The organism is Clostridioides sp. ES-S-0190-01, assembly GCF_020658275.1.
GTDB lineage: Bacteria > Bacillota > Clostridia > Peptostreptococcales > Peptostreptococcaceae > Clostridioides.
Map to the genome: position 1 here is coordinate 16,709 of NZ_JACVWA010000038.1, position 25,287 is coordinate 41,995.

Annotated in this window: 24 protein-coding genes; 4 read left to right on the plus strand and 20 right to left on the minus strand. The window is 29.4% G+C overall.

The genetic code is table 11. From position 1 onward, the window contains the following. Positions 1-93: 93 nt before the first annotated feature. Positions 94-705: a ribosome biogenesis GTP-binding protein YihA/YsxC gene (yihA, locus tag IC214_RS13470; RefSeq protein ID WP_227435760.1), complete on the minus strand. Its 612-nt coding sequence runs from the start codon at positions 703-705 to the stop codon at positions 94-96. Next, the gene (lon, locus tag IC214_RS13475) at positions 695-3,058 is read right to left on the minus strand and encodes an endopeptidase La (protein ID WP_227435758.1); all 2,364 of its coding nucleotides are present in this window, start codon (positions 3,056-3,058) and stop codon (positions 695-697) included. Before lon ends, yihA begins: the two co-directional genes overlap by 11 nt. 171 nt (positions 3,059-3,229) lie before the next feature. Between lon and IC214_RS13480 the strand changes: the two genes are divergently transcribed. Both IC214_RS13480 and IC214_RS13485 read left to right on the plus strand, forming a co-directional pair. Beyond that, the gene (locus IC214_RS13480) at positions 3,230-3,742 is read left to right on the plus strand and encodes a chromate transporter (protein WP_227435756.1); all 513 of its coding nucleotides are present in this window, start codon (positions 3,230-3,232) and stop codon (positions 3,740-3,742) included. Then, a complete protein-coding gene (locus IC214_RS13485) occupies positions 3,730-4,260 on the plus strand; it encodes a chromate transporter (RefSeq protein ID WP_227435754.1) in 531 nt (176 codons plus the stop codon). Before IC214_RS13480 ends, IC214_RS13485 begins: the two co-directional genes overlap by 13 nt. Before the next feature lie 60 nt (positions 4,261-4,320). On the opposite strand, the gene clpX is transcribed toward IC214_RS13485, so the two are convergent. From clpX to IC214_RS13525, 8 genes are all read right to left on the minus strand, one after another. Beyond that, the gene (gene clpX / locus IC214_RS13490; protein ID WP_227435752.1) at positions 4,321-5,571 is read right to left on the minus strand and encodes an ATP-dependent Clp protease ATP-binding subunit ClpX; all 1,251 of its coding nucleotides are present in this window, start codon (positions 5,569-5,571) and stop codon (positions 4,321-4,323) included. Between the two features lie 18 nt (positions 5,572-5,589). After that, complete coding sequence (clpP, locus tag IC214_RS13495; protein ID WP_227435751.1) at positions 5,590-6,174, minus strand: ATP-dependent Clp endopeptidase proteolytic subunit ClpP; 585 nt, start codon at positions 6,172-6,174, stop codon at positions 5,590-5,592. A 150-nt stretch (positions 6,175-6,324) separates the two neighbouring features. After that, positions 6,325-7,611, minus strand: coding sequence for a trigger factor (gene tig, locus IC214_RS13500; protein WP_227435749.1), 1,287 nt, complete (start codon positions 7,609-7,611; stop codon positions 6,325-6,327). A gap of 193 nt (positions 7,612-7,804) precedes the next feature. Continuing rightward, positions 7,805-8,275 (minus strand): metallophosphoesterase family protein, encoded by a 471-nt coding sequence (locus tag IC214_RS13505; RefSeq protein ID WP_227435747.1) that lies wholly within the window; start codon positions 8,273-8,275, stop codon positions 7,805-7,807. After that, positions 8,275-9,624 (minus strand): ribonuclease PH, encoded by a 1,350-nt coding sequence (rph, locus tag IC214_RS13510; protein ID WP_227481841.1) that lies wholly within the window; start codon positions 9,622-9,624, stop codon positions 8,275-8,277. Before rph ends, IC214_RS13505 begins: the two co-directional genes overlap by 1 nt. A gap of 157 nt (positions 9,625-9,781) precedes the next feature. Next, positions 9,782-11,806, minus strand: coding sequence for an NAD-dependent DNA ligase LigA (ligA, locus tag IC214_RS13515; RefSeq protein WP_227481840.1), 2,025 nt, complete (start codon positions 11,804-11,806; stop codon positions 9,782-9,784). A gap of 186 nt (positions 11,807-11,992) precedes the next feature. Continuing rightward, complete coding sequence (locus IC214_RS13520; protein WP_227435742.1) at positions 11,993-12,931, minus strand: phosphoglycerate dehydrogenase; 939 nt, start codon at positions 12,929-12,931, stop codon at positions 11,993-11,995. Between the two features lie 107 nt (positions 12,932-13,038). Further along, complete coding sequence (locus IC214_RS13525; protein ID WP_227481839.1) at positions 13,039-13,461, minus strand: DUF3783 domain-containing protein; 423 nt, start codon at positions 13,459-13,461, stop codon at positions 13,039-13,041. Between the two features lie 193 nt (positions 13,462-13,654). Here IC214_RS13525 and IC214_RS13530 point away from each other — a divergent pair, with 193 nt between their 5' ends. After that, entirely contained in the window at positions 13,655-14,938 is a 1,284-nt protein-coding gene (locus IC214_RS13530) for a conjugated bile salt MFS transporter (RefSeq protein WP_227481838.1), read from the plus strand. Between the two features lie 83 nt (positions 14,939-15,021). Here IC214_RS13530 and IC214_RS13535 read toward each other — a convergent pair whose 3' ends face one another. The 8 genes from IC214_RS13535 to IC214_RS13570 all read right to left on the minus strand — a co-directional run bounded on the left by IC214_RS13535 (position 15,022) and on the right by IC214_RS13570 (position 22,899). After that, complete coding sequence (locus IC214_RS13535; RefSeq protein WP_227435736.1) at positions 15,022-15,537, minus strand: 4Fe-4S dicluster domain-containing protein; 516 nt, start codon at positions 15,535-15,537, stop codon at positions 15,022-15,024. Continuing rightward, a complete protein-coding gene (locus IC214_RS13540) occupies positions 15,537-16,913 on the minus strand; it encodes a [FeFe] hydrogenase, group A (protein WP_227481837.1) in 1,377 nt (458 codons plus the stop codon). Before IC214_RS13540 ends, IC214_RS13535 begins: the two co-directional genes overlap by 1 nt. A gap of 20 nt (positions 16,914-16,933) precedes the next feature. Beyond that, complete coding sequence (locus IC214_RS13545; RefSeq protein WP_227435731.1) at positions 16,934-17,485, minus strand: 4Fe-4S dicluster domain-containing protein; 552 nt, start codon at positions 17,483-17,485, stop codon at positions 16,934-16,936. A 36-nt stretch (positions 17,486-17,521) separates the two neighbouring features. Continuing rightward, entirely contained in the window at positions 17,522-17,695 is a 174-nt protein-coding gene (locus IC214_RS13550) for a hypothetical protein (RefSeq protein WP_227435728.1), read from the minus strand. A gap of 11 nt (positions 17,696-17,706) precedes the next feature. Further along, the gene (fdhD, locus tag IC214_RS13555) at positions 17,707-18,540 is read right to left on the minus strand and encodes a formate dehydrogenase accessory sulfurtransferase FdhD (RefSeq protein ID WP_227435717.1); all 834 of its coding nucleotides are present in this window, start codon (positions 18,538-18,540) and stop codon (positions 17,707-17,709) included. 47 nt (positions 18,541-18,587) lie between these two features. Then, positions 18,588-20,732, minus strand: a complete 2,145-nt coding sequence (gene fdhF / locus IC214_RS13560; RefSeq protein ID WP_227481836.1) for a formate dehydrogenase subunit alpha — start codon at positions 20,730-20,732, stop codon at positions 18,588-18,590. A gap of 244 nt (positions 20,733-20,976) precedes the next feature. After that, positions 20,977-22,035 carry a lysylphosphatidylglycerol synthase transmembrane domain-containing protein gene (locus IC214_RS13565; protein ID WP_227435711.1) on the minus strand — a complete coding sequence of 353 codons (1,059 nt, stop codon included), beginning with the start codon at positions 22,033-22,035 and terminating at the stop codon, positions 20,977-20,979. A 204-nt stretch (positions 22,036-22,239) separates the two neighbouring features. After that, a complete protein-coding gene (locus IC214_RS13570; RefSeq protein ID WP_227481835.1) occupies positions 22,240-22,899 on the minus strand; it encodes a response regulator transcription factor in 660 nt (219 codons plus the stop codon). A 318-nt stretch (positions 22,900-23,217) separates the two neighbouring features. Between IC214_RS13570 and IC214_RS13575 the strand changes: the two genes are divergently transcribed. Next, positions 23,218-23,847 (plus strand): DUF3786 domain-containing protein, encoded by a 630-nt coding sequence (locus tag IC214_RS13575; protein ID WP_227481834.1) that lies wholly within the window; start codon positions 23,218-23,220, stop codon positions 23,845-23,847. Between the two features lie 280 nt (positions 23,848-24,127). Here IC214_RS13575 and IC214_RS13580 read toward each other — a convergent pair whose 3' ends face one another. Further along, positions 24,128-24,691, minus strand: a complete 564-nt coding sequence (locus IC214_RS13580; RefSeq protein ID WP_227435703.1) for a DUF1062 domain-containing protein — start codon at positions 24,689-24,691, stop codon at positions 24,128-24,130. Positions 24,692-24,986: 295 nt separating this feature from the next. Further along, positions 24,987-25,265: a CD3324 family protein gene (locus IC214_RS13585; RefSeq protein WP_227435701.1), complete on the minus strand. Its 279-nt coding sequence runs from the start codon at positions 25,263-25,265 to the stop codon at positions 24,987-24,989. Between the last annotated feature and the right edge of the window lie 22 nt (positions 25,266-25,287).

Below are 25,287 nucleotides of genomic sequence, written 5' to 3' on the forward strand. Positions count from 1 at the left end.
ATTGCTTATAAACAACAAGGATGCCACAAAATTTCCCTTAAAAACATTTTGAGGCATCCTTTATTTGATTTTAATATATATAAACACTTAAAATTAATCTACTGTTATTTCATATCCATGTTGATTGTATTGACTTACAATTTCTTCCCAAAGTTCTTCAACACCAGTCTTTTTTAGCGAAGAAACAGGAATTACTTTTTCACTACTCTCCATTTGCAATTTCTTTCTTATAATACTTATATGCTTTTGATATTGTCCTCTAGATATTTTGTCTGCCTTAGTTGCAATAACTACACAGTTATATCCAAAATGTTTTATCCATTCGTACATAAGTTTATCGTCTGCTGTAGGTTCATGTCTAATATCTACAAGTAGGAATATAGAACATAATTCTTGTCTACTTTCTAGATATCGTTCCATTATACCTCCCCATTTTTCTTTTTCAGATTTGGCTATTTTAGCATACCCATATCCTGGAAGGTCTACAAAATAAAATTCGTTATTTATAAGATAAAAATTTATAGTTCTAGTTTTTCCTGGTGTTTGACTAGTTCTAGCAAAGTTTCTTCTATTAAGTAATGTATTTATTATTGATGATTTTCCAACATTTGACCTACCAGCCAGAGCTATCTCTGGGATACCTTCTGCTGGATACTGTGATTTATTCACAGCACTCATAGTTATCTCTGAACTTCTAATTTTCATTTTTTTCACCACTCTTTAATAAAGCTTGTTCTAATACTTCATCCATATGCTCTACAAGTACAAACTCCATCTTTTCTTTTACATTTTCTGGTATCTCATCTAAATCAGCTTCACACTCTTTAGGAATTAGAACTTTTGTTATGCCAGCTCTATGAGCTGCTAATAGTTTTTCCTTAACTCCTCCTACAGCTAACACTCTACCTCTTAAAGTTATTTCTCCTGTCATAGCTATATTACCTGGTACAGGTCTCTTAGTAAGTGCTGAAATCACTGCAAGTGCCATAGTTATACCAGCTGATGGTCCATCTTTTGGAACAGCACCTTCTGGAATGTGTATATGAATATCATTAGTTTTATAAAAATCAGGGTCTATATCAAACTTGTCCACTATTGATCTTATATAAGAAATACCTGTCTTAGCAGATTCTTTCATAACATCTCCTAGTTTTCCAGTTAATACAATTTCACCCTTTCCTTTAAGCACATTTACCTCTACTTCAAGGGTAACTCCACCAACTGCTGTCCATGCAAGTCCATTTACAAGCCCTATTTGAGGATTAAGCTCTGCAAGTTGGTATTTAAACATATCTTTTCCAAGATATTTTTCTAAGTCAGACTTATTTACAACAACTTCTTCAAGTGTTGGGTCCTCAACATATTTTTTGGCAATTTTTCTACAAACTTTACCAATAGTTCTTTCTAATGTTCTTACTCCAGCTTCTCTTGTATAATGATTTATTATGCTTCTTAAAGTTTCATCATCCATTTTTACAAAATTCTCTTTTAAAGCATGCTCTTTAATTTGTTTTGGAAGTAAGTATTGTTTTGCTATATTTAACTTTTCTTCTTCTATATATCCAGATACTTCTATTACTTCCATTCTATCCAATAATGGTCTTGGAATATTGCTTAAACTGTTTGCTGTTGTAACAAATAGTATCTTTGATAAATCAAAAGGTATTTCTAAATAGTGGTCCACAAAATCCTTATTTTGCTCTGGGTCCAATACTTCCAGCATAGCTGAAGCTGGGTCACCTTTATAATCTGCTGCCATTTTATCTATCTCATCAAATAAAAACACAGGATTTTTAGTCTGAGCTTCTTTGACTCCATTAATTATTCTTCCTGGAATAGAACCTACATAAGTCCTTCTGTGTCCTCTTATTTCGGCTTCATCTCTAACGCCACCTAAAGATATTCTTACAAATTTTCTATTTAATGCTCTTGCTATTGATTTGACTATAGATGTTTTCCCTGTCCCTGGAGGTCCAACTAGACATATTATAGGACCTTTAAGTGATTTAGCAAGAGTTCTTATGGCTAAATATTCTAATATTCTTTCTTTAACCTTCTCCAGCCCGTAATGGTCCTCATCTAGTATAGCTTGTGCTTTAACTATATCTAGTTTATCCTTTGTTTCTTTATTCCATGGTAATGAGAATATAGTATCCAAATAATTTCTACTTACAGATACATCTGGAGACATTGAAGATATCTTTGAAAATTTATCAATTTCTTTTTCTATTTTCTCTTTAGTAGTTTTAGGTGCTTTTATTTTTTTAAGCTTTTCTCTATACTCATCTGCTTCAGAATTTATGTCTTCTTCCTCACCTAATTCCTTTTGTATAGCTTTTAATTGCTCTCTAAGATAGTATTCCTTTTGAACTTTATTCATTTGTTTTTTAACTCTTAAAGTTATCTTTTTTTCTATTTTTAATATATCTATCTCTTCTAGTAATATAGAATATATAAGTTCAAGTCTTTTCTTAATATCAAATTCTTCTAATATTTCTTGTTTCTGACTTGATTTTAGATAAATATTTGCAGCTATTGTATCTATAAATCTATCTACATCTTCTATATCAGCTAAAGATATCAATATTTCTGGTGATACTCTATTTCCAATATTTATATACTCTTCAAAAGCATCAAATACATTTCTTACAAATGCTTCAATTTCAACTTCTGTTTCACTATCTAAATTATCACTATCAAAAACAATTTCTTCTATTACTGCTCTAAAGTATCCTTCTTCTTGCTCTATTTTTTTAACTCTACCTCTTGATACACCCTCAACCAAAACACGAACTGTATCTCCTGGTAATTTTATCATTTGTTTAACTTTACAAATTGTTCCTACATGATAAAAATCCTCTTCACCTGGTTCATCAACATCTGCTTCTTTTTGAGATGTTAAAAATATAAGTTCTTCATCCATCATAGCTTGGTCTAAAGCTTTAAGAGATATTTCTCTTCCTATATCAAAATTTAATATCATATATGGAAATATTGCTAATCCCCTCAAAGGGATTAATGGTAATTCATGATCTATTTTAGTATAATTTTGTTCCATCAACATTACTCCTTTTCTAGTTTAATTATTTTGCATTTTATATTATATATTTGCACATGTTAATTTTCAACATTAACAATAACTTCTTGGCATATTATATTATTATTTTATTATGATATAATATTAATGTTAGTATACTTAGATGTTATTTATCATTTGGAGGTTTCTATTATGTTGAAATTGTTTTTAACCTTTTTAAAAATTGGTGCGTTTACATTTGGTGGTGGATACGCTATGGTTCCTCTTATACAAGATGAACTTGTAAACAAACAAAAACTTTTAGAGCAGGAAGAATTTATCGATTATCTATCCATAGCTCAAAGTTATCCTGGAGTACTAGCAATTAATATATCTGTATTATTAGGATATAAGCTTTATGGTATACCAGGAGTTCTTATATGTACCCTAGGCTCTGCTCTACCGTCATTTTGTATAGTCTTAGTATTGTCATATTTATACTTTAAAAATTCCTCATCTAAAATTCTAGATGGATTTTTTAAAGGAGTTGCGCCTGTAGTAATAGCTCTTATATTGTATTCTTTTACAAGCATGTTTAAGAAACTGCCAAAGTCTAAAACTAACATACTACTATTAATTATAGCAGTTTTATCTGTTGGTGTATTCAATATAAGTCCTATTTATTTAATAATTGGAGGAGGTGTATATAGTCTATGTCAGAAATAACACTACTCTTCTTAATATTCCTTAAAATAGGAGCCTTTAGTTTTGGTGGTGGTTATGCTATGCTACCATTTATTCAACAAGAATTTATATCTAAATACCACCTTATAACTAATCAAGAGTTCTTAGATTTACTTGCTATATCACAATCTACGCCAGGTCCTGTAGCAATAAATAGTGCTACATTTGTTGGATTTAAGACTGCTGGTTTTTTTGGTTCTTTATCTGCAACTATCGGTGTTACAGTATTTGCATTAGTAGGTTTAACCATTATATCAAAGTTATTTGCTAAGTTCAAAAATAATAAAAAGGTAGAGAATTTATTAATGGTACTTAGACCAATTACTCTAGGTTTTATACTGTCAGCCGCTTTTTCATCTGCAAAAGAAGTTAATTGGGACTTATATGGAATAATCGCATTTGCAGCATCATTCTATCTTCTATATAAGGGAAAAATTGGCTCTATTGCAATTGTATTCGTCTTTGGTATTATAGGTATTCTACTCACATTTTTATCATAATAATACCTAATTTCATATTAGCATAAAAAAAGGAGCCTTTTAAAGCTCCTTTTCATCATCTTATGCACTTTCCTCTTGATCCTTAAGTACTATGATAGGATTTACTGAGTCTTCGTTCACAGATTTCTCTGTTACTATAACCTTCTTTATATTATCTCTAGATGGTACTTCAAACATAGTTTCCATCATTACACTTTCAACTATACTTCTAAGTCCTCTAGCTCCTGTATTTCTTTCTATAGCCTTTTTAGCTATTGCACGAAGAGCATCATCTTCAAATTCTAGTTCAACATCATCTAACTCTAATAATTTCTTATATTGTTTTACTAGAGCATTTTTAGGTTGTTGTAGTATTTGCATTAGTGCATCTTCATCCAGCAATTCTAAAGTAGCTAAAACTGGTATTCTTCCTATAAATTCAGGTATTATACCATACTTTAATAAATCCTCTGGAAGTACTTTTTCATATAACTTCCCTAAATCTAATTCTTTTTTACTTTCTATCTTAGCTCCAAATCCTAGTGTCTTATCTCCACCACGTTTTTGGATTATCTTTTCTAGCCCATCAAAAGCTCCACCTAATATAAATAATACATTTGTAGTATCTATCTTTAAAAATTCTTGATGAGGATGTTTTCTTCCTCCTTGTGGTGGGACATTTGCAACAGTACCTTCTAATATTTTTAAAAGAGCTTGTTGAACACCCTCTCCACTAACATCTCTAGTTATAGATGGATTTTCAGATTTTCTTGCAATCTTATCTATCTCATCTATATATATTATACCTCTTTCAGCTTTTTCTATATCAAAATCAGCAGCTTGAATAAGTTTTAAAAGTATATTTTCAACATCTTCTCCAACATATCCAGCCTCAGTTAGTGATGTAGCATCTGCCATTGCAAAAGGTACATTTAAAGTTCTAGCTAAAGTCTGTGCTAATAATGTCTTACCAGAACCTGTAGGCCCTAATAAAAGTATATTACTCTTTTGGATTTCTATATCCTTGCTACTAGACTTTTTACTATATATTCTCTTGTAATGATTGTAAACTGCAACTGATAAAGCTTTTTTAGCTTTTTCTTGACCTATTACATAATCATTTAAGATATTCATCATTTCTTTTGGTTTTGGTAAAGATGTAGTATCTTCATCTATAGTATCTTCTATTTCTTCTTGAATAATTTCGTCACAAAGTTCAACACACTCATCACAAATGTATACATTTGGACCTGCAATTAATCTTCTTACTTGATCTTGATTTTTACCGCAGAATGAACACTTTAATTGTCGTTTCTCTTCGTATTTAGACATATTAACACCTCTCTCTATCTACGGTCTCTTTGTAAATACTTCATCTATTAAGCCATATTCCTTAGCTTCTGATGCACTCATGAAGTTATCACGTTCAGTATCCATTTTGATTTTCTCTAATGGCTGACCAGTTCTTTCAGATAATATTTCATTTAAAGTTTCTTTTATTTTTAAAATTCTCTTTGCGTGAATTTCTATATCTGTTGCTTGACCTTGAGCTCCACCTAGTGGTTGATGTATCATTATCTCACTATTTGGTAGTGCTAGTCTTTTTCCTTTTGCTCCTGCTGCCAACAAGAATGCTCCCATAGAAGCAGCCATACCTATACATATAGTACTTACATCTGGTTTGATGTATTGCATAGTATCATATATAGCCATTCCAGAAGTTATACTTCCTCCTGGAGAATTTATATATAAATGTATATCTTTGTCTGGGTCTTCAGCTTCTAAGAATAATAGCTGTGCTACTATAAGCCCTGCTGTGGCATCATTAACTTGATCTCCTAAGAAGATTATTCTGTCCTTTAATAGTCTAGAGAAGATGTCATAAGATCTTTCTCCTCTTCCTGTTTGTTCAACAACTACAGGTACTAATGCCATGGTTTCATACCCCCTTTATTCTATATAATTTACAGTAGCTTTTTTAAGCTACTGTAAATTATTTTACGCATTTAACTAAATTATATTTGCACAACATTATATACTAAACATTCTATAACGTCAACTATATTAGTTATAGCGGTTATTTTATTAAGCTATTGTCGCACTTTCAACTAATAAGTCTATTGTCTTTCTTATTTTTATTTGTCCTTTTATATCTTCCTTATCAGCATCTCTTAAAGTAGTTTCTATTTTTTCTACTTCCATATTGTAAGCAGAAGCCATTTTTTCTAATTCAGCTTTAAATTCTTCTTCTGTTGCTTCAATTCCTTCAGCTTTAGTTATTGCTTCCAATACTAGAGAAGATTTAACTAATTTTTTAGCATCTTCTTTTCTTTCTTCTCTTAATTCTTCCATAGTTCTACCAGTCATCTCTAGTAATTGTTGTAATCCAAATCCTTGATATTGTAATTGGTAGTTAAGTTCGTTTAACATATTATCTATTTGATGTTCTACCATAACTTCTGGTATTTCTATTTCTGTATTTTCAGCAACTTTTTCTACTACTGAATTTCTAATTTCTGCATCTGCTTTATTTTTAGCTTCTTCTTCTAATTTAGCTCTTACATCTGCTTTTAATTCATCTAAAGTATCAAATTCACTAGTATCTTTAGCAAATTCATCATCTAATACAGATAATTCTTTTACTTTTACATCATTTACTTTTACATTAAATACAACTGGCTTTCCAGCTAAATCTTCTGAGTGGTATTCTTCTGGGAAAGTAACATTAACTTCAACTTCTTCACCAGCTTTTTTACCTACTAATTGCTCTTCAAATCCTGGTATAAATGTGTTTGAACCTATAACTAAGTTATAATTTTCACCTTTACCACCATCAAAAGCTACACCATTGTCAAAACCTTCAAAGTCTATTATAGCTGTATCTCCATCTTCTAAAGCTTTGTCTTCAACACTTACTAATCTAGCATTTTTTTCAACCATTTCTTGTAATTTAGCTTCAACATTTTCATCACTTACAGTATTCTCAACCTTAGCTACTTCTATACCCTTATAGTTTCCTAATTCAAACTCTGGTTTAACTTCAACATTAAGAACCATAACTAATCCATTGTCTTTGCTTATTTCTTCTATATCTAAATCTGGATTGTCTATTGGATCTATATCTAATTCCTTGATAGCTTCTGGATAAACTTCTGGGAATAACACTTCTATAGCATCATTATAGAAGATACCTTTTCCATATTGAGTTTCTATAACAATTCTTGGAGCTTTACCTTTTCTGAATCCAGGTATATTATATTTGCTTTTGCTTTTATTATAAGCCTTATTTACTGCTGCTTCAAATTTATTGTTATCTACTGTTATTTTTAAAGTAACTTTATTACCCTCTTTTTTAATTAGTTCTGCTTTCATCCTTCTAATCCTCCTAGTGATATTTATGTAATACCCGATAATGGTATCATAATTCATTCTATTTATAATTCAACCACTTAATTATATCACATAAGTTTTTTTATTTACAAGTGTTCCATTAATATCGTTGTACTTATTTGATAAAATTTAATTTTTTGAGTGTTTTTTGCTATTTTTTTAGATAAATACACCTTTATATGCGTATTTCCTCTATATTTATATCATCTTCTTCTATCTCCATAATTACAAAACTCTTATACGATACTCCTCTTGGAAGTGAAGTACTTCCAGGATTTATGTAAAGCACACCATTTTTAATTTCTCTAAATGGAGTATGAGTATGACCGAATATAACTATGTCAGCATTAACTTCAGTAGCTTTATTTTCTAACATTTGTGTTCCATATTTTACACCATACTTATCACCATGGCATAAAAATATAGTCTTATTTGCTACTTCAAAGACAAGTTCTTCTTCTATAGCATCAAAATCACAATTTCCTTTAACTGCAATAATTCCCACTTTAGTCATATTATGAAGATATCTTGAGTCTGTAAAGTTGTCTCCTGCATGAATTATTAAGTCACATTCTTCTAAATATGGTATTGTCTTTTCCATATTTTTAATCATCATATGTGTATCACTTATTATGCCTATTCTCATTACTTCACTACCCTTTTCATAAACTCTTGTTTCATAATCTTTAGTCCATTTGCTCTGTGGCTGATTGAATTTTTTATAACACTAGGTATTTCACCAAAAGTTTTATTATATCCCTTTACTATAAACAAGCTATCATATCCAAAACCATTTTTGCCCTTTTCTTCAAAGCCTATCATTCCTTCACAAATTCCTCTTACTACAAATTCTTTTCCATCTGGAAAAACTACTGCTATTGCAGAGACAAATCTTGCATTTCTTTTACTCATTGGCACATTTTGCATGGCTTTTAATAGCTTTTCTCTATTTTCTTCATCTGTAGCATGCTCTCCTGCATATCTAGCTGAATAAACACCTGGTTTTTTGCCTAATGCATCTACCTCTAAACCAGAATCATCTGCTATAGCTATAAGTTTAGTTTTTCTAGCTATTGTTCTAGCTTTTATCAATGCATTATGCTCAAAGGTTTTTCCATCCTCTATTATTTCTATACCTGCTAAATCAACATCTTTTAGAGAATATACAGTATATTCAAAGTCCTTTAAGATTGCACCTATTTCTTCTAACTTATGAGCATTATTAGTAGCAATAACAACTTCATTGCCATAATCCATACCTAATATATCATCTGCTATTTCACCTAAAACATCCCTTTGATGCCTTATTAGTTCTTTATTCCCTTTTTCTCCTAACTCTAACAATAAATTTAAATCTTTTCTTGAAAAAGGTTTCTCTTCACCAGTCCCCTGTACTTCTACAAACTCACACTTATCAGTCATTATTATATTCATATCTACTTGTGCTTTAGAATCTTCTTCGTAACATAAATCTAGCATATGAGTTTCATTTACTATTCCGACACTAATTGCAGATACAAAATTTGTTATTGGCATTTCTTTTAATGTTTTTGCTTTATATAATTTATAGATTGCTTCTGCAACTGCTACAAACGCCCCAGTTATAGATGCAGTTCTAGTTCCACCATCAGCTTGAATCACATCACAATCTACCCAAATAGTTCTTTCTCCTAATTTATTTAAGTCTATAACAGACCTTATCGCTCTTCCTATTAACCTTTGTATCTCTTGAGTTCTTCCGTCGATTTTTCCTCTAGATGCGTCCCTTATTTTTCTCTGTTGAGTTGCCCTTGGTAACATTGAATATTCAGCATTTATCCACCCAGTACCACTATTTCTCAAAAAAGGAGGTACTTTTTCTTCCACTGATGCAGTACATATAACCTTTGTCTCTCCCATTTCTATAAGAACAGAACCTTCTGCGTACTTTGTATAATTTCTAGTAATCTTTACAGGTCTTATCTGTTCATTAGTTCTATCATAACTTCTGGTCATTTTTTATATCCTTTCCTAATCCTTATATATTTTATAAATTTATTTTTATAAGTTTTAATTTTATTAATCTCATATAATGTCATTTTTCATAATTCGATAGCTTACTGAACTATTCTATCATTAATTATAGTAGTTTTCTACTAAATTAAGTGACTTTTTAGCCCTCTAATACAGCTTTTACTTCATCTTTCGATAATAAAGTTAATAATTCTAAAAATCTCTCTTCATCTATAACTTTAATTCCTAAATCATTTGCTTTTGTAAGTTTAGAGCCAGCTTCTTCTCCAGCTAAAACAAAAGTTGTCGATTTACTTACACTAGATGTAGCTTTTCCACCTCTTTTTTCTATCATATCTTTTGCATCATTTCTTTTTAATGTAGGAAGTGTACCAGTCAATACTATTTTCATTCCTTCAAATATTCTTTCTACTGTTTCACCTGTATTTTCTAATGATTTTGTATTTACTCCTACACTTTTTAGTTTTTCTATGACATTTATATTTTTATCTTCCTTAAAAAACTCAACAACACTATTTGCCATTATACTCCCAAATTCCTCTAAATCTTCTAATTGCTCAATTGTTGCAGAAATCACATCATCTAAATCTTTAAATTTTGAAGCAAGTATCTTAGCTGCCTTAACGCCTATAAATTTAATTCCTAAACCATTTATAAGTCTCCATAAATCATTTTCTTTTGACTTTTCTATTGAATTTATTAAATTATCAGCAGATTTTTCACCCATTCTTTCTAAATCAACTACATCTTCCTGTTTTATATAATATAAATCAGACACATCTTGAATTATTTTTTCATTTAGCAACAATGTAATTATAGATTCTCCTAAACCATCTATATTCATCGCGTCTCTTGATACAAAATGTATAATTCCCCTTCTTATTTGAGCTGGACAAGACATATTTATACACTTTACAGCAGCTTCTCCTTCTAATCTTACTGTTGGTTCTGAACAAACAGGGCATTTTTCTGGCATTTTAAAATCTACTTCCTCCCCAGTACGAGCTTCTTTTATAACTTCTAAAACTTGAGGTATTATATCTCCTGCTTTTTGAACCAATACTGTATCATTTATTTTTATGTCCTTCTCTTTTATATAGTCTTCATTATGAAGTGTTGCTCTACTTACAGTAGTACCAGCAAGTCTAATTGGTTCAAGTACTGCTGATGGTGTTATTGTACCAGTTCTTCCAACTTCTACTATTATATCTACTATTTTAGTTTTTTTCTTTTCTGCTGGAAATTTATATGCAATTGCCCATCTTGGGCTCTTTGCCGTATATCCCATCTCTTCCCTTTGTTTTATATTATTTACTTTTATTACCATTCCATCTATCTCGTATTCTAAATTACCTCTATTTTCTGTCCAATGTTCAATATGTTCGATAACTTCATCTATATTTTTACAAACTTTATAATTTTGACTTACTGAAAAGCCTAGCTTTTCTAAATATTCTAAGGATTCGCTGTGACTTTTTAAGTCATAATCTTCTATATTTTCCATATTGAATACAAATATATCTAGTGGTCTCTTTGCAGTTAATTTTGAGTCTAATTGTCTTAATGAACCTGCTGCAAGATTTCTTGGATTAGCAAATAGTGGTTGTTCCTGTTCTTCTTGTTGTTCATTCACTTTTCTAAAGTTATCTTTTGATATATAGACTTCTCCTCTAACTATTAACTCTTTTTTTTCATCTATTTTAAGAGGTATGCTTTTGACCGTCATTAAATTTTGAGAAATATCTTCTCCCACAATCCCATCACCTCTAGTTGCTCCTTTTTCAAACGCTCCATTATCATAGGTAAGACCTACTGAAAGCCCATCTATTTTAAATTCAACAACGTATTCAACATTGTCTCCCACATAATCTTGAACTCTCTTATCAAAATCTCTCAAATCTTGTTCTGAAAAAGCATTTGATAAACTTAGCATAGGAGTTTTATGTACAATTTGATTAAATTTATCTAATGGCTTACCTCCTACTCTATTTGTTGGAGAATCAACTCTCTTTAGTTCTGGATTTTGTTCTTCCAAAGATATTAGTTCTTTCATTAGCTTGTCATATTCGTAGTCCGATATTTCTGGGCTATCTTGGTTATAATACCTTTCATTATGATAGTTTATTTGTTCTATAAGTTTATTAATTTCATTTTTAACGCTCACTCTTAGCACCTCTTCATATTTTTTAAATTGAATCATTTTAAAATTTCCCTATAATTAATTATTTCCTATTTATATATTTTTTAGTATATCACTTTTTTGACTTTAAATTTATTACAAAAAAAACTCTTATAGTATCTCTAACAATACCAATAAGAGTTTTTTATTTTCATTAGAATTTTTATATATTTAATAACCTTTTGATATATCTACAACATTATCTACAGGTTTATTTTCTATTATATAATGTTTTAAATTATTATAGACCATATTAAATGTTCTCTCTTTATTTTTATCAGACACCCAAGAGTTATGAGGAGTTACTATAACATTTTCAAGCTCCCATAGTTTATTATCTTTACTTAAAGGCTCACTTTCAAATACATCTAACGCTACACCTCTAAACTTCTCTACACAATCTTCTAAATCTTTCTGATTAATGGTGTTTCCTCTACCTACATTAATAAATACAGAACCTTCTTTCATAAGATTAAACATATCTTTATTTACTATTCCGTCTGTACTCTTTGTAGAAGGCATTGCTACGACTATTATGTCACATTCCTTAAATACAACATCCATATCTTCAGTAGAAAAACACTTGTCAAAGTATTTTTTATTACTTCCATCAGTATTGACTCCCCATATTTCTACACCAAAGGCCTTTAACCTTTTAGCTGCTTCTGATGATATAGTTCCTGTTCCAAGAAATCCAACCCTTTGACCATATAATTCTGATACAGAAAAATCCATTTTCCATTCTTTATTTTTCTGTTGTTTAAAAAATTTTGCACTATTTTTATAAATTTCTAAAATATACATAACAATGCTTTCACCAATAGGTATACTATACCCGCCTCTATTGTTAGCTATTTTGATATCTCTTTTTAACACATCTTCTTTTGGTATTTGGTCTATACCTACACTTGTTGTTTGTATATATTTTAAATTTTCCATTTTGGAAATATCTAGTCTGTCAAAAGGATTATATGTAACTAGCACATCTGCAGTGTTTACATCTTCATTATTTTCTATACTATCTTCAGAATAATGTATAACATCATATCCTAATTCATTTATTTTTTTAAATTTTTCTTCTCCATAATTTATTGTAAATAATACTTTCATTTTACTTTCCTCCATCCACTTATATTAAGATTTTTATATCTTACAGTATAATATGATACTTAACACATATTAGTTAAATTTATTAGAAGATGGTTCTAAAAACTAATTTACTTATGCTCAATTGTTTTTCCTGAAGACATAGCATTGCGTTCTTGAACTAAATTTTCTATTAAATTATTTAATGTCCAATCAATAGATGTCTCTGTTACCATTGCTGTAAAAGGTCTATTTATTCTTACTTTTTTCAATCCTTCTAAAAATGCATTTACTTGTGTGCTGGAAATATTATTAAATATTACAGACTTACTTTTAATTCCATTATCACATTCACTTGATATATTCCCATCCAAAATATCTCTTACTATGTTTTCACCATTTTTATCACTTAAAATGATATGGTCTCTTATTCCAGCAAAATTACTAACATTTTTAATTAATGATAATTCTTTTTGATTAAAATTTACAAACATAATACATTTCCTGCTGTGTATTTTATCTAGATTATTATTATTTATTTTTTCAAATGACATTTTATCCATCCTTTCATTTATCTATATATTTTAATTTACCCTATCTATTTAAAATAATCAATTTTTACAGATAATTTTTATATTAATACCCCAAATTACATACAACTAATTCATCTATCCAAAACTAATATATAAATTTAGAATAATTAGATTAATATTTACAAATTATAATCTAAAGGAGAGATATCATACCATGAAGATACTACTAAACAAAAATTTTAGCATTAAAAACTTTTCATCTGCTTGGATTATAGTACTTGGTTGCATGTTGATACAAGCTATACCATTTAGTATTGTAGCAAGTATACAGCCTCAGTTTATAAGTTATGTTGTAGAAGGAGAAGGTTTTAGATTAGCATCTTTTTCTCTAATATTTACTTTTGGTACTATTGCTTCAGCAATTGCTTCACCATTTATAGGTAAATTATTTTCCAAGGTCAATGTTAAGATATTATATTTATTAGGCTGTATAATTTCTAGCATTGGTTTTGCTACATTTTCTATATGTACTGAACTATGGCAATTTTATACAGTATCATGCATCGTACAAATTGGAGCTACAATTATATCTGCGATAGGAATACCAATTTTAATAAGTGCTTGGTTTGATGAAAAAAGTAAAGGAAAAGCTATGGGCTTTGCTTTTGCTGGTGGCTCTATTGGTAGTATATTTCTACAACAACTTGTAGTTCGTTCATTAGCATCTCAAGGATATAGCCGTTCTTATCTAACATTTGGAATTGTAGCACTAATAGTTGGTATACCTGTGACATTATTTATGCTTAAAATGCCTAAAGATACTAATGAGAAAATAAACTCTAAAATAAAAAATGATGAAACACCTAATAAAATATCCCCTTCAGTATGGGGTTATACGTTAAAAGAGGCTAAAAAGAATAAATATTTTTGGATTATGACAATTGGATTTGCTTTTGTAGGTATATATGTTTCATCATTATCTGTACAATATCCGACCTACCTTAGAAATTATATAAATCCAATTTTAATAGGAACAGTAGGTTCCACTTTTGCATTATTTGCTCTTATTGGTAATTTATTTGGAGGATTATTGTTTGATAAATTTGGTCAAATAAAACCACTGATTATATCTTTTATATTTGTACTTATAGCTACTTTATCATTACTATTTGTCGATAAATCTTCTAATCTTGCATTTGTATTTGCTATTTTAAAGGGTCTTTCTGTATTTGCTTATATGATAGGACCTGCTTATTTAACTGGTGCTTTTTTTGGTCAAAAGGAGTTTGGCAGTATTTTTGGCATTGTTCAGTTAATTTTTGCAATTGGATTTGCACTTGGTTCAACATTATTTGGATTACTCGTTGATAATTTTGGCTATAAATTCTCTTGGTCTATTATAATTTTATCAGTTATAGTCGCCTATGCTTTACTTATCACAGCTTCTATGGGAATGACAAAGTTAAATAAGAAAAGGTTAGATAAATTGGCACAATAATTAATTCTTAATCCCTATAAAAATTATACAAAAAAGATGGAGACTCTAATAACAACTAGAACTCCATCTTTTTATTAATTATATTATAATATAGCTAACTTTCTTTTATTTTTAACAGTATTATCTATATCCTCATCTTTAACTATAGTAAATGCTTTTGTTGGACATACATTTACACATGCTGGTCCTTCTGGTGAATCTATGCAAAAATCACATTTGTTTGCTGTCATTCTTTCTCTAAAGCAAAGCTTTCCTTTGTCTATATCTTTTAGTGTAACTATATCTATTGCTCCTATAGGACATGCCAGCATACAAGTCTTACATCCTATACAATTTTCTTCATTTATTTTTATTGTATTACCCACCCTAACTATACCACCATTTGGACAGGCCTTTGCACAAGGAGCATCCTCACAATGTCTACATTGTATTGGAGCACTAACTTCCTTTGTTTTTATGACAGAAAGTTTTGGATTAAAGTTTATCTCGTCTGGACTTTTGTAAAAAATATCTTCATCTGAATGTGCAACCACACATCCTATCATACAAGTTCTACATCCTATGCACTTATCAGGGTCTGCTATAACAAAATAATTCATTACTTAGCCACTTCCTTTCCTATACAGTATGTAGTGTGTAATAAATGATGAGATTTTTCTCCTAATGGCTCCACTAGATATTCATCATATAATTTTTTAATGTCAGAATTTTCATGAGATTTTCTAATTGCCAAGTGTTCATCATGCACATATGTTGCTTTTGTTCTATTTTCATAGGCTAATTCTTTATATTCTTCTAGTAAAATTTTTGGCTGACCTCCACCACTTACACATCCAACAGGACAAGTCATAACCTCTATAAAATCTATATCCAACTTTCCTTTTTCTAAATCTTCAAGTACTGGTATTACATTTTGCAGTCCACTTACTACACCAACTCTTAAGTCTAAATCTCCTACCTTAATAGTTGATTTTCTAAAACCACTTTCTCCTCGTACTTGTTTTACTTCTACATTAGGTATGCTTTCTCCAGTTATAAGCTCATAACCTGTTCTTATAGCTGCTTCCATAACTCCACCAGTAACACCAAATATAGTTCCAGCTCCACTGTAACTACCTAAAGGGCTGTCAAACTTTTCTTCTCTTAAATTTTTAAAATCAATTCCCATGTCTTTTATTAGGTAAGCTAGTTCTCTAGTAGTTAACACTACATCTACATCTCTATATCCACTAGAATCCATCTCTTCTCTATCACATTCATACTTTTTACATGTGCATGGCATTATAGAAACACTAAATATTTTAGATACATCCACATTATTTATTTCTGCGCCATATGTCTTAAATATTGCGCCACCCATCTGTTGAGGTGATTTACAAGAAGACAAGTGATTAGTTAACTTAGGATAATTTTTTTCCATAAATTTAACCCAAGCTGGACAACAAGATGTAAACATTGGAAGAGTTCCACCTTCTGTAACCCTCTTAATTAACTCACTACCTTCTTCCATTATAGTTAAATCAGCTGCGAAATTAGTATCATAAACTCTATCAAATTTTAATGCTCTAAGCGCTGCTGCCATTTTTCCAGCACCTAAATATCCTAGATAGTATCCAAAATCCTCTCCCAAAGCTACTCTAACTGCTGGTGCACATTGAACCATAGTAAATACATCTGGGTCACTTAAAGCTTTTTTTACCCTATCTACATCGCATACATTATGTGCTGCGAATATAGGTTCATTTATTGATTCTGGTATTTTTCGTTCTTGTTTTTTATCTTTCAAAAACTCAAATCCTTCATCTATAACTGAAGCATACGATTTACAAGTTTGAACACATTGACCACACATAACACATCTATCTAGGTTTATCTCTTGTGGTTTTCCTTCTTCCCCCTCAATAGCATTTACTGGACATACCTTTGAACATTCTCTGCATCCAGTACATAAATCTTTATCTATATTTATTATCATAAACGTCACCCCTTTATCCTTTATTTATTTGTCAACAATAAACTAAGTGCAGCTTGTCTATTCTTAGCTTTTTTGTCATCTATTGGAGTAACAAGTTTTAATGCATCTTGAGGACATGCGCTTATACAAGCTATTTTTTCATTGTCTTTACATAAATCGCACTTATACGCTATTTTTTTATTTTCTTCCAAAATTACTTGTTCTACTTCTTTACCATCTTTATATTGTGGAAGTAAATCTATAGCTCCAAAAGGACATGCTAGGAGACAAGTTTTACACCCTATACACTTTTCTTCATTAACAAACATGACATTGTTCTCTTTGTTTATAGCTTTTTGTGGACATGAATTTAGACAAGGAGCATCTTCGCAATGTCTACATTGTATTGGCATACAGAAAGTATCACCTTTTACTAAATAGAGTCTAGGTATAACTGGTATGTCAACTGTCCCAACCGTATATCCTACATTATTATGTTGGTTATGCATTGTAAAACAAGCTACTTCACAAGATCTGCAACCTGTACATTTACTTGGGTCTGCTATTACAAAAGAGCCTATTTTATTATTCATATTATCCCACCTTTCAATTTGTATATTTCTAAGTCCCTAGTTATTTTTATTATATATATTTATATATTTTAGTGTTTTTTCAATACTTATATTTCGCTTGCATTTTTTACACAAATTATATTTATTGGCATATACTTTGTCAGTATCATCAATTACTACTCCACACACTTCACATCTTGAATATTTTTTTTCTTCTTTATTAGCATACATACGCTTCAGTCTCACTTTTTGATAACTCTCTGTGAATTTGCATAGATATTCATTCGTCTTCCTCTTACAAATCCAATAAGAGTTATATTTAATTTTTTAGAAAGCTCTATTGATAAATTAGTTGGTGCTGATTTTGATATTACAATAGGAATTTGAGTCATAGCTGCCTTTAGTATCATCTCTAAAGATATTCTCCCACTTACAACTACAGTTTTATCTTTTAGTGATATTTCATTTAAAACACAAAACCCTATTGCTTTATCCATTGCGTTATGCCTTGCTACATCTTCACAGGTCACTATTTTTTTATCATTATCAAATATGGATACACTATGTACTCCACCTGTATTTTTAAATAATTCTGACGAATTTAAGTTTTTATCCATTATACTGTAAATCGCATCATAATTTATTTTTATATTACTCTCTACAGGAGCACAACTTATATAGTCTAGTGAGTTTAAAAATATAATTTGTTCCTCTTCATCCTTATGTCTCTCTTGAATAGTTACTTTTGTAACACGTTCCTTATCATTTATTTCTATATCTAATATGTCTTTTTTATTTTCTATATATCCCTTTGTTCTCAAAAAACCAACTACAAGCTCTTTTAAATTATATGGTGTACATAAAAATGTATTTATGTATTTATCATTTAAAATAAAGCTAAGTGGATATTCTGCAATTATTTCTTCATATTCATTTGATAAATCATGTTCATTTATTTTGCTTATTTCTAATTTAAAAGAATTCATGTATTCATAATCTACTAAACTATAACTGTTTTCAAAAACTTCACCTTTACTATTTTCTTGGGACTTAGTTTTTGAGTATATATTCTCCATAAGATATTTGCCCTTCCGCTTTTTATAAATCTTTAATCTAATAACTACTAAACATTTGTGGCAGTCATTTTATCTTTAAGACTTTGATATTCTTCTCTTACACATTTCTCTGCTAACTCTTGGTCATCAAGTTTTTCAAGTTTAACAGCACAATATTTGTATTCTGGTGTTTTAGATATAGGGTCTAAGTTTGCTATTGTAAGCTCATTACAAGCTCCAACCCACCACTGATAAGTCATATATGTTGCTCCTTCTTTAACTCTGTCAGTTACTGTTGCTCTTGTTATTACACTTCCTCTTCTTGAACTAATTCTAACTAGTTCATCATCTTCAATTCCTAATCTATCTGCATCATTACAATTTATTTGAACACGACCTGGCTCATCTTCTAATGAACTAAGTGTTCTACAGTTACCAGTCATAGTTCTTACTGAATAGTGACCAACTTCTCTCACAGTACATAAACTAAATGGATACTCATCATCTTCAACTTCCATAGGAGGTCTCCATTCTGCAGCAAATAAATTACCTCTTCCATTAGGAGTAGAGAATTTTTGTCCTTCATATAGATACATAGTTCCTTTGTCTTCCATACTTTCACTCTTACAAGGCCATTGAACAGAACCTTGAGCCTCTATTTTTTCATAAGTAGCGCCTAAGAAATTTGGACATAATGCTCTTAGTTCATCCCATATTTCTCTAGTATTTTTGTAGTTCATAGGATATCCCATTGCTGTAGAAATTTCACTTATAATTTGCCAGTCTGGTTTTACATCTCCTTGTGGCTCTATAGCTTTTCTCATCAATTGGAATCCTCTATCTGCACATGTATATACTCCATCATGTTCGCCCCAAGAAGTAGCTGGAAGTATAACATCAGCATGAAGTGCTGTCTTATTCATAAATATATCTTGAACAACAACAAACTCTAACTCATCTAAAGCCTCTCTAACTTCTGATGCATCTGGGTCACTTTGTACTGGGTCTTCCCCAAATATATAATAAGCTTTAAGCTTCTTCTCTTTTAACACTAAATTTGGAACTTGAGTTAAACTATATCCATTATTAGGAGATAACTTTACTCCCCAAGCATTTTCAAATTTTTCTCTTATCTTATCATCAGTTACATTTTGATAACCAGGATATACATTAGGAAGAGCCCCCATATCACAAGCTCCTTGAACATTATTTTGTCCACGTACAGGTCCTATTCCAACGCTTTCTCTACCAAAATTACCTGTAAGTAGAGCAATTGATGCAAGCCCTTTAACTACATCAACAGCTTGACCAAATTGGCAGACACCCATTCCATAAAGTATCATTGCCTTCTTACCTTTTGCATATTCTCTCATAGCTCTTCTTATAAGTTCTTCTGGAATTCCTGTCAGCTTCTCAGCATATTTAGCTGTATATGGTTTAACAATTTCTTTGTACTCATCAAATCCTTGTGTATGGTTTTGAACAAAGTCTTTATTGTAAAGACCTTCTTCTATTAAAACGTTTCCAAAAGCATTTACTAAAACCATATTTGTTCCACCCTTTATAGGTAGATGTATATCAGCAATTCTTGCAGACTCAGTTAATCTAGGGTCAGTAACAATTAACTTAGCTCCATTTTTCTTAGCTTTAATTATTCTATTTGCAACTATTGGATGTGAATCTGCTCCATTATATCCAAATATGAATAAAACATCTGCGTTTTCTATTTCTGGTATAGAATTAGACATTGCACCACTACCTAATGAGTAAGCCAGACCGGCTACAGATGGTGCATGTCAGACACGAGCACAATGGTCAACATTATTAGTTCCTATTGTAGCTCTCATAAATTTTTGCATTATATAATTTGCTTCATTACCAGGCCCTCTTGCAGAGCCTGTTCCCATAATAGAATCAGGACCATATTTTTCTTTAATTTCGTTTAATCTTGAAGCTGTATAACTTATAGCTTCATCCCATTCAACCTCTTCTAACACACCTTGTTTTCTTATCATTGGTTTTTTTAGCCTAGGTGTTAAAATTTTAGGGTCATTTAGAAAATCCCATCCATAACGACCTTTTAAACATAAACTTCCTTGATTTGTTCTACCATCAGCTGGCTCCGCTTTTAATATCTTGTTATCTTTTACTACTAGATATAATTGGCATCCAGCTCCACAGTATGGACAAACTGTTAAAATTTTCTTCTCCATACATTTCCCCCCTTAGATTTATCCCCTGATGAGTAAAATTTACCTTAAAGATAATAAAGTACTTTTATAATATGCAAAATTTACAAATATTTTGCAATATTATCTATTAAATTCAACAATTTTCTCACAATTCCTTTTAAATTTTAAAAAAAATATGTCATAACAATCCTTATATTTTAATCGCCTAATTAAAATATTATAGTTCTTATGACATATTTTTTACTATATGCTTATTTAGATTTATCTAATTTTCACTTAAAATGGCATTTCTACCAATTCTATTTTTCATTCTATAGTGAGTGATTACAGTAAAGATACCACTTCCAATCAGAATCAAATAGTACATAAATCCACCATATAAAAATACTGCATAACCCATTAGAGGTTGAGGAAATACTGATTTAAATATAGTGAAAAATGCTAATTCATTAGCTCCTACATTACCAGGTGTTGGTATTGGAGATATTGCCATATATAAAAAAGCTTGTAGTGTTAATATATAAATATAACTATAACCTTGTAAATTAAATGCTTTATATATCCAAAATGATACACTAAAGTAAGCACTTAATTGAATAAAAGTCACTATAATAGTTAAAATCAATACTTTTTTATTTTTAGCAAAAAAACTTATTGCTTTACTATAATCATCTATAAAATTTTCTATAGAGTCTACTTTACTCTCTAGGAATCTTAAAAACTTAAATTTTGATAAATATTTTACTGAAACTCTCATAAAATATTTTATTTTTTGAGGATTTAAAATAACTAAAATTATCATAATTAAAACAAATGAATTAATTGCTATTCCTAGAAACACTAAGGGCATGATTACTTTCATTTGTTTTTCTAGCATAGCTAGATTCATTAATACTAATATTGTGCAATAAACAGTAACTACTATTTGAAAAATAATAGACTTATTTGTAACAACTGCACTTGCTTTACTAAGTGGCATTTTGCATTTTTTAAGTACATATATTTGTACTGGTTGGCTTCCTGAAGCAAATGGAGTTATTAGATTATAATAAAATCCCATAATGGCTAGCTTGAAACCAATAAATCTAATATTGACTTTGTGAGTACTTTCTATAATTATCTTCATTACTAATCCTTCAAGCATTATGTGAGACATTATTGCCAAAGCCCCTACAAATAAAAACTTTTTATCTACCATAGTTATAACATTTGATAACATCTTAATATCTAATGTTTTAAATACCAAGTAAATTGTTATACCTATTAATAAAAATAAAAATGTATACTGTAGTAGACTCTTTCTAATATTTTTTAGTTTATCCATTAGAAAAACCATCCTTTGCTCAAGATTTATATTAAACACCATATTATTAGTATACACTACTAATATTAATATTTTATAACAAAATACCTTACAATTTTGTAATTTACAAAAAATATTAATCTATAAATTAAATTTTAATATATAGATTAATATTTTACAAACATTTTGTAGATATATAATGTATTTGCACTGAGTAATACTTTATTATATCCACTTATATCCTATCCCCCATACAGTCTCTATTGTATAAATATCATAAGATTTCAACTTGCTTCGTATATTTTTTATGTGTTCTGTAATAACACTTATATCACTTTCTCCATCAAATCCATATATATGCTCATATATTCTTTCTTTTGAAAAGACTTGTCCCTTATTTTTTGCTAGAAATTCACATATTAGGTACTCACTCTTAGTAAAATTTATCTTATTATTATCAACAGAAATTTCTTTTCCCAAAAAATTAAATTGAACATTTGATATAGTTAATGAATTTTTTTTCTCTCTATTTTCTCTTCTCAAATGAGCATTTATTCTGGCTCTTAACTCACCTACACCAAAAGGCTTTGTAATATAATCATCTGCCCCTATACCAAGACCATACATAACATCACTTTCCATATTTTTAGCTGTCAAAAACAATATTGGACAATCAACCTTATTTCTTATAATTTTACATACTTCAAAACCATCCATTTTGGGCATCATTACATCTAATATTATTAGATTAAAAGGATTATAATCAATATCAAAAATGTTTTCTACATCACTAATTACCTTTACTTCATGCCCATCTCTTTTTAATATATTTTCAATTAACTTTAACATATCTAATTCATCATCTACTACTAGTATCTTAGACATACTAACACCTCCATTACATATTTAATGACACCTTAATTTATATATTTAGTTATATCTTTATAAATTTATATAAAATCTCATACTATTATATTATAACTTAAAGCAATTAATTAATATTTTATAGTAGAATCATTTTAACACTTCAAACATAAAAAATTTATATTTTAAACACTTAATATTTATTTTACATAGATTCCTTTAAATAGCAAAATTTATTTATTAATTTAATATTGTAATATTCTGGATATATAATAAAATCAATAATAAGAAAACTTTTTATAAATATATAAATAGGTCTTTAAATCGGAGGAAAATATTATGGATAAAAATATCAAAACAAGTAATTATAATGTCCCATTTGATTATGCACGAAAAAAACTCAAAGAATTGGACCCTCATACAATTAGTAATTTAAGTAATATTGACTTTAATAGTGATTCAAGCAAATTTACTATTGATTTTTTTGATAGACAGTATATAGTTGATTATCCGAGTGGAGAAGTTTGGAATAGTAATGGAAGTCTCTGTAAAAATTTCGAACTTAAGATTCTAATGCTTAGGTATTTGTGTAATTCTAAAGGTATACCTCTTACAAATAAATATATAACTTTTAAAGAAGTTCCTGGAGGCAATGTCTATTATCCTAACTTTCTAAATAGAACTCTAGCAAGACTTTCAGAAATCTTTACATCTAAAATAGATAAATATAAACTGGTCATGGAGAATATTGGAGCTGAAAAAGTAAAGATGGGTGACCTAGCTTATAAGTTTACATACATAGGTAATACTTCTATGATATTTATACTTTGGTTTGGAGATGATGAATTTCCACCAAATTCAAATATATTATTTGACTCTAATATAATTTATTATTTTAATGCAGAAGACTTAGCAGTTGTTCCTGACACAGCTATAGATGCAATTTTGAATAAAGTAAATCAATTATAAACATTGATACTATTGTAGTAGAATTCTTGATAAATTTAGTCAGAATCTAATATGAAATGGAATTAAGAAATGAACGTAGAAAATCAATATTTATCAGATAAGGTAAGCCAAGTACACTAGCTACAACACACTACTATGAGATATTAGAAAATCTAGAAAAAAGATAATGTTATTATACACAAATAAGTATAGCTTCTTTGTATTTTTTAAAGCTGCTATACTTATTTAAAATGATGTTACATAAAACATGTTAAACTGGCTGGTCTAACCGATTTAAATATTATTGTTTACTCTTTCCAATTTGTAACACAATCTCATAATTTAACTTACTTCTCCTTAGGTCAACTCCAGATATACTTTTTATCATCCCACAGTCTAACATGTCTTCAAAGACCTTTCTAGATATGCCAAGCTTCTCACGTAATAACGTGGATACCTTTAATTGACATGGATACTTACTTGCAATACGAATTTGTGTAGAGTCATCAATACAAATATCTTGACCTACTATTTTATATTCTGGGATGCCAACTTTCGCCCCATTTCTATGTAAAAACTCAACATTCATAGCATATTGTTTAACAAGATTATAATCATTCGTATAAAATTGTTCTAATATCTCTGGATTTAAGTTTTTTGGATTAATACGAGAATATATGGTTGAATTCCATGTTGAATCACAATTTGAGCATTTATATATTAACCAAATATCTAAATACTTATGTTGGGCATTCACTCTAAATAAATCTGAACAAATGTATTCAGTCTTTTTCCCACATTTTTTACAGTACCTAATTACTGGCAATTGGGATTTATACTCAATCTCCCAAGTAATTTTTTGCATAAATACATTTTCCTTTCTATAATATTGCTAAAATAGAAAGTCGTGAAAAGGTGGAATATAATCAAGCATTTTTTTCAAAACAGTACCTCCTAATTTTTAATAAATTTAAATTTCAATTACACACTTATATAATAAATTATTTTCTCTTAATATCGACACTACTGCTGAATTTTCTTATTATATAAGCTTCTGAAATTAATTAAATTATAGCATCCACTAAAAAAAAACTATACCTTAAACATTTTTAACAAAAGAAAATAAGCCAGTATAGTTATAGAACTATACTGGCTTACATTTAAATATCTTTTCTTTTTTCTTGTAATATAATTCTTTGAATACTCTTCAAAGACAGATAATATTTTTCTGATAAATACTGCAAATCATGACCAACTTGATAATCTTCATAAATTTGCATATTTCTAATTGTTAAATCTTCACGAGTAGATGTATTACTTCCCCATTCTCTTTTATTGTTTGATTTTCTGGGAATATAAATACATTCTCCATCCACATATTCTTGTATCAATTCAAGTAATTCTTCTGGTAATATATGTATTGCTTTTTTATAGCTCATTTTGCTCTCCTATTAAACAGTA

Coding starts and splice junctions, on each gene's coding strand:
- IC214_RS13480 (WP_227435756.1), top strand. CDS start 3,230: ATGTTGAAATTGTTTTTAACCTTTTTAAAAATTGGTGCGTTTACATTT.
- lon (WP_227435758.1), bottom strand. CDS start 3,058: ATGGAACAAAATTATACTAAAATAGATCATGAATTACCATTAATCCCT.
- IC214_RS13575 (WP_227481834.1), top strand. CDS start 23,218: ATGGATAAAAATATCAAAACAAGTAATTATAATGTCCCATTTGATTAT.
- IC214_RS13505 (WP_227435747.1), bottom strand. CDS start 8,275: ATGAGAATAGGCATAATAAGTGATACACATATGATGATTAAAAATATG.
- IC214_RS13525 (WP_227481839.1), bottom strand. CDS start 13,461: ATGTCATTTGAAAAAATAAATAATAATAATCTAGATAAAATACACAGC.
- clpP (WP_227435751.1), bottom strand. CDS start 6,174: ATGGCATTAGTACCTGTAGTTGTTGAACAAACAGGAAGAGGAGAAAGA.
- IC214_RS13540 (WP_227481837.1), bottom strand. CDS start 16,913: ATGATAATAAATATAGATAAAGATTTATGTACTGGATGCAGAGAATGT.
- tig (WP_227435749.1), bottom strand. CDS start 7,611: ATGAAAGCAGAACTAATTAAAAAAGAGGGTAATAAAGTTACTTTAAAA.
- IC214_RS13570 (WP_227481835.1), bottom strand. CDS start 22,899: ATGTCTAAGATACTAGTAGTAGATGATGAATTAGATATGTTAAAGTTA.
- IC214_RS13565 (WP_227435711.1), bottom strand. CDS start 22,035: ATGGATAAACTAAAAAATATTAGAAAGAGTCTACTACAGTATACATTT.
- yihA (WP_227435760.1), bottom strand. CDS start 705: ATGAAAATTAGAAGTTCAGAGATAACTATGAGTGCTGTGAATAAATCA.
- IC214_RS13520 (WP_227435742.1), bottom strand. CDS start 12,931: ATGAAAGTATTATTTACAATAAATTATGGAGAAGAAAAATTTAAAAAA.
- IC214_RS13545 (WP_227435731.1), bottom strand. CDS start 17,485: ATGAATAATAAAATAGGCTCTTTTGTAATAGCAGACCCAAGTAAATGT.
- rph (WP_227481841.1), bottom strand. CDS start 9,624: ATGACCAGAAGTTATGATAGAACTAATGAACAGATAAGACCTGTAAAG.
- IC214_RS13535 (WP_227435736.1), bottom strand. CDS start 15,537: ATGAATTATTTTGTTATAGCAGACCCTGATAAGTGCATAGGATGTAGA.
- fdhD (WP_227435717.1), bottom strand. CDS start 18,540: ATGGAGAATATATACTCAAAAACTAAGTCCCAAGAAAATAGTAAAGGT.
- IC214_RS13485 (WP_227435754.1), top strand. CDS start 3,730: ATGTCAGAAATAACACTACTCTTCTTAATATTCCTTAAAATAGGAGCC.
- IC214_RS13585 (WP_227435701.1), bottom strand. CDS start 25,265: ATGAGCTATAAAAAAGCAATACATATATTACCAGAAGAATTACTTGAA.
- IC214_RS13530 (WP_227481838.1), top strand. CDS start 13,655: ATGAAGATACTACTAAACAAAAATTTTAGCATTAAAAACTTTTCATCT.
- IC214_RS13550 (WP_227435728.1), bottom strand. CDS start 17,695: ATGTATGCTAATAAAGAAGAAAAAAAATATTCAAGATGTGAAGTGTGT.
- clpX (WP_227435752.1), bottom strand. CDS start 5,571: ATGTCTAAATACGAAGAGAAACGACAATTAAAGTGTTCATTCTGCGGT.
- IC214_RS13580 (WP_227435703.1), bottom strand. CDS start 24,691: ATGCAAAAAATTACTTGGGAGATTGAGTATAAATCCCAATTGCCAGTA.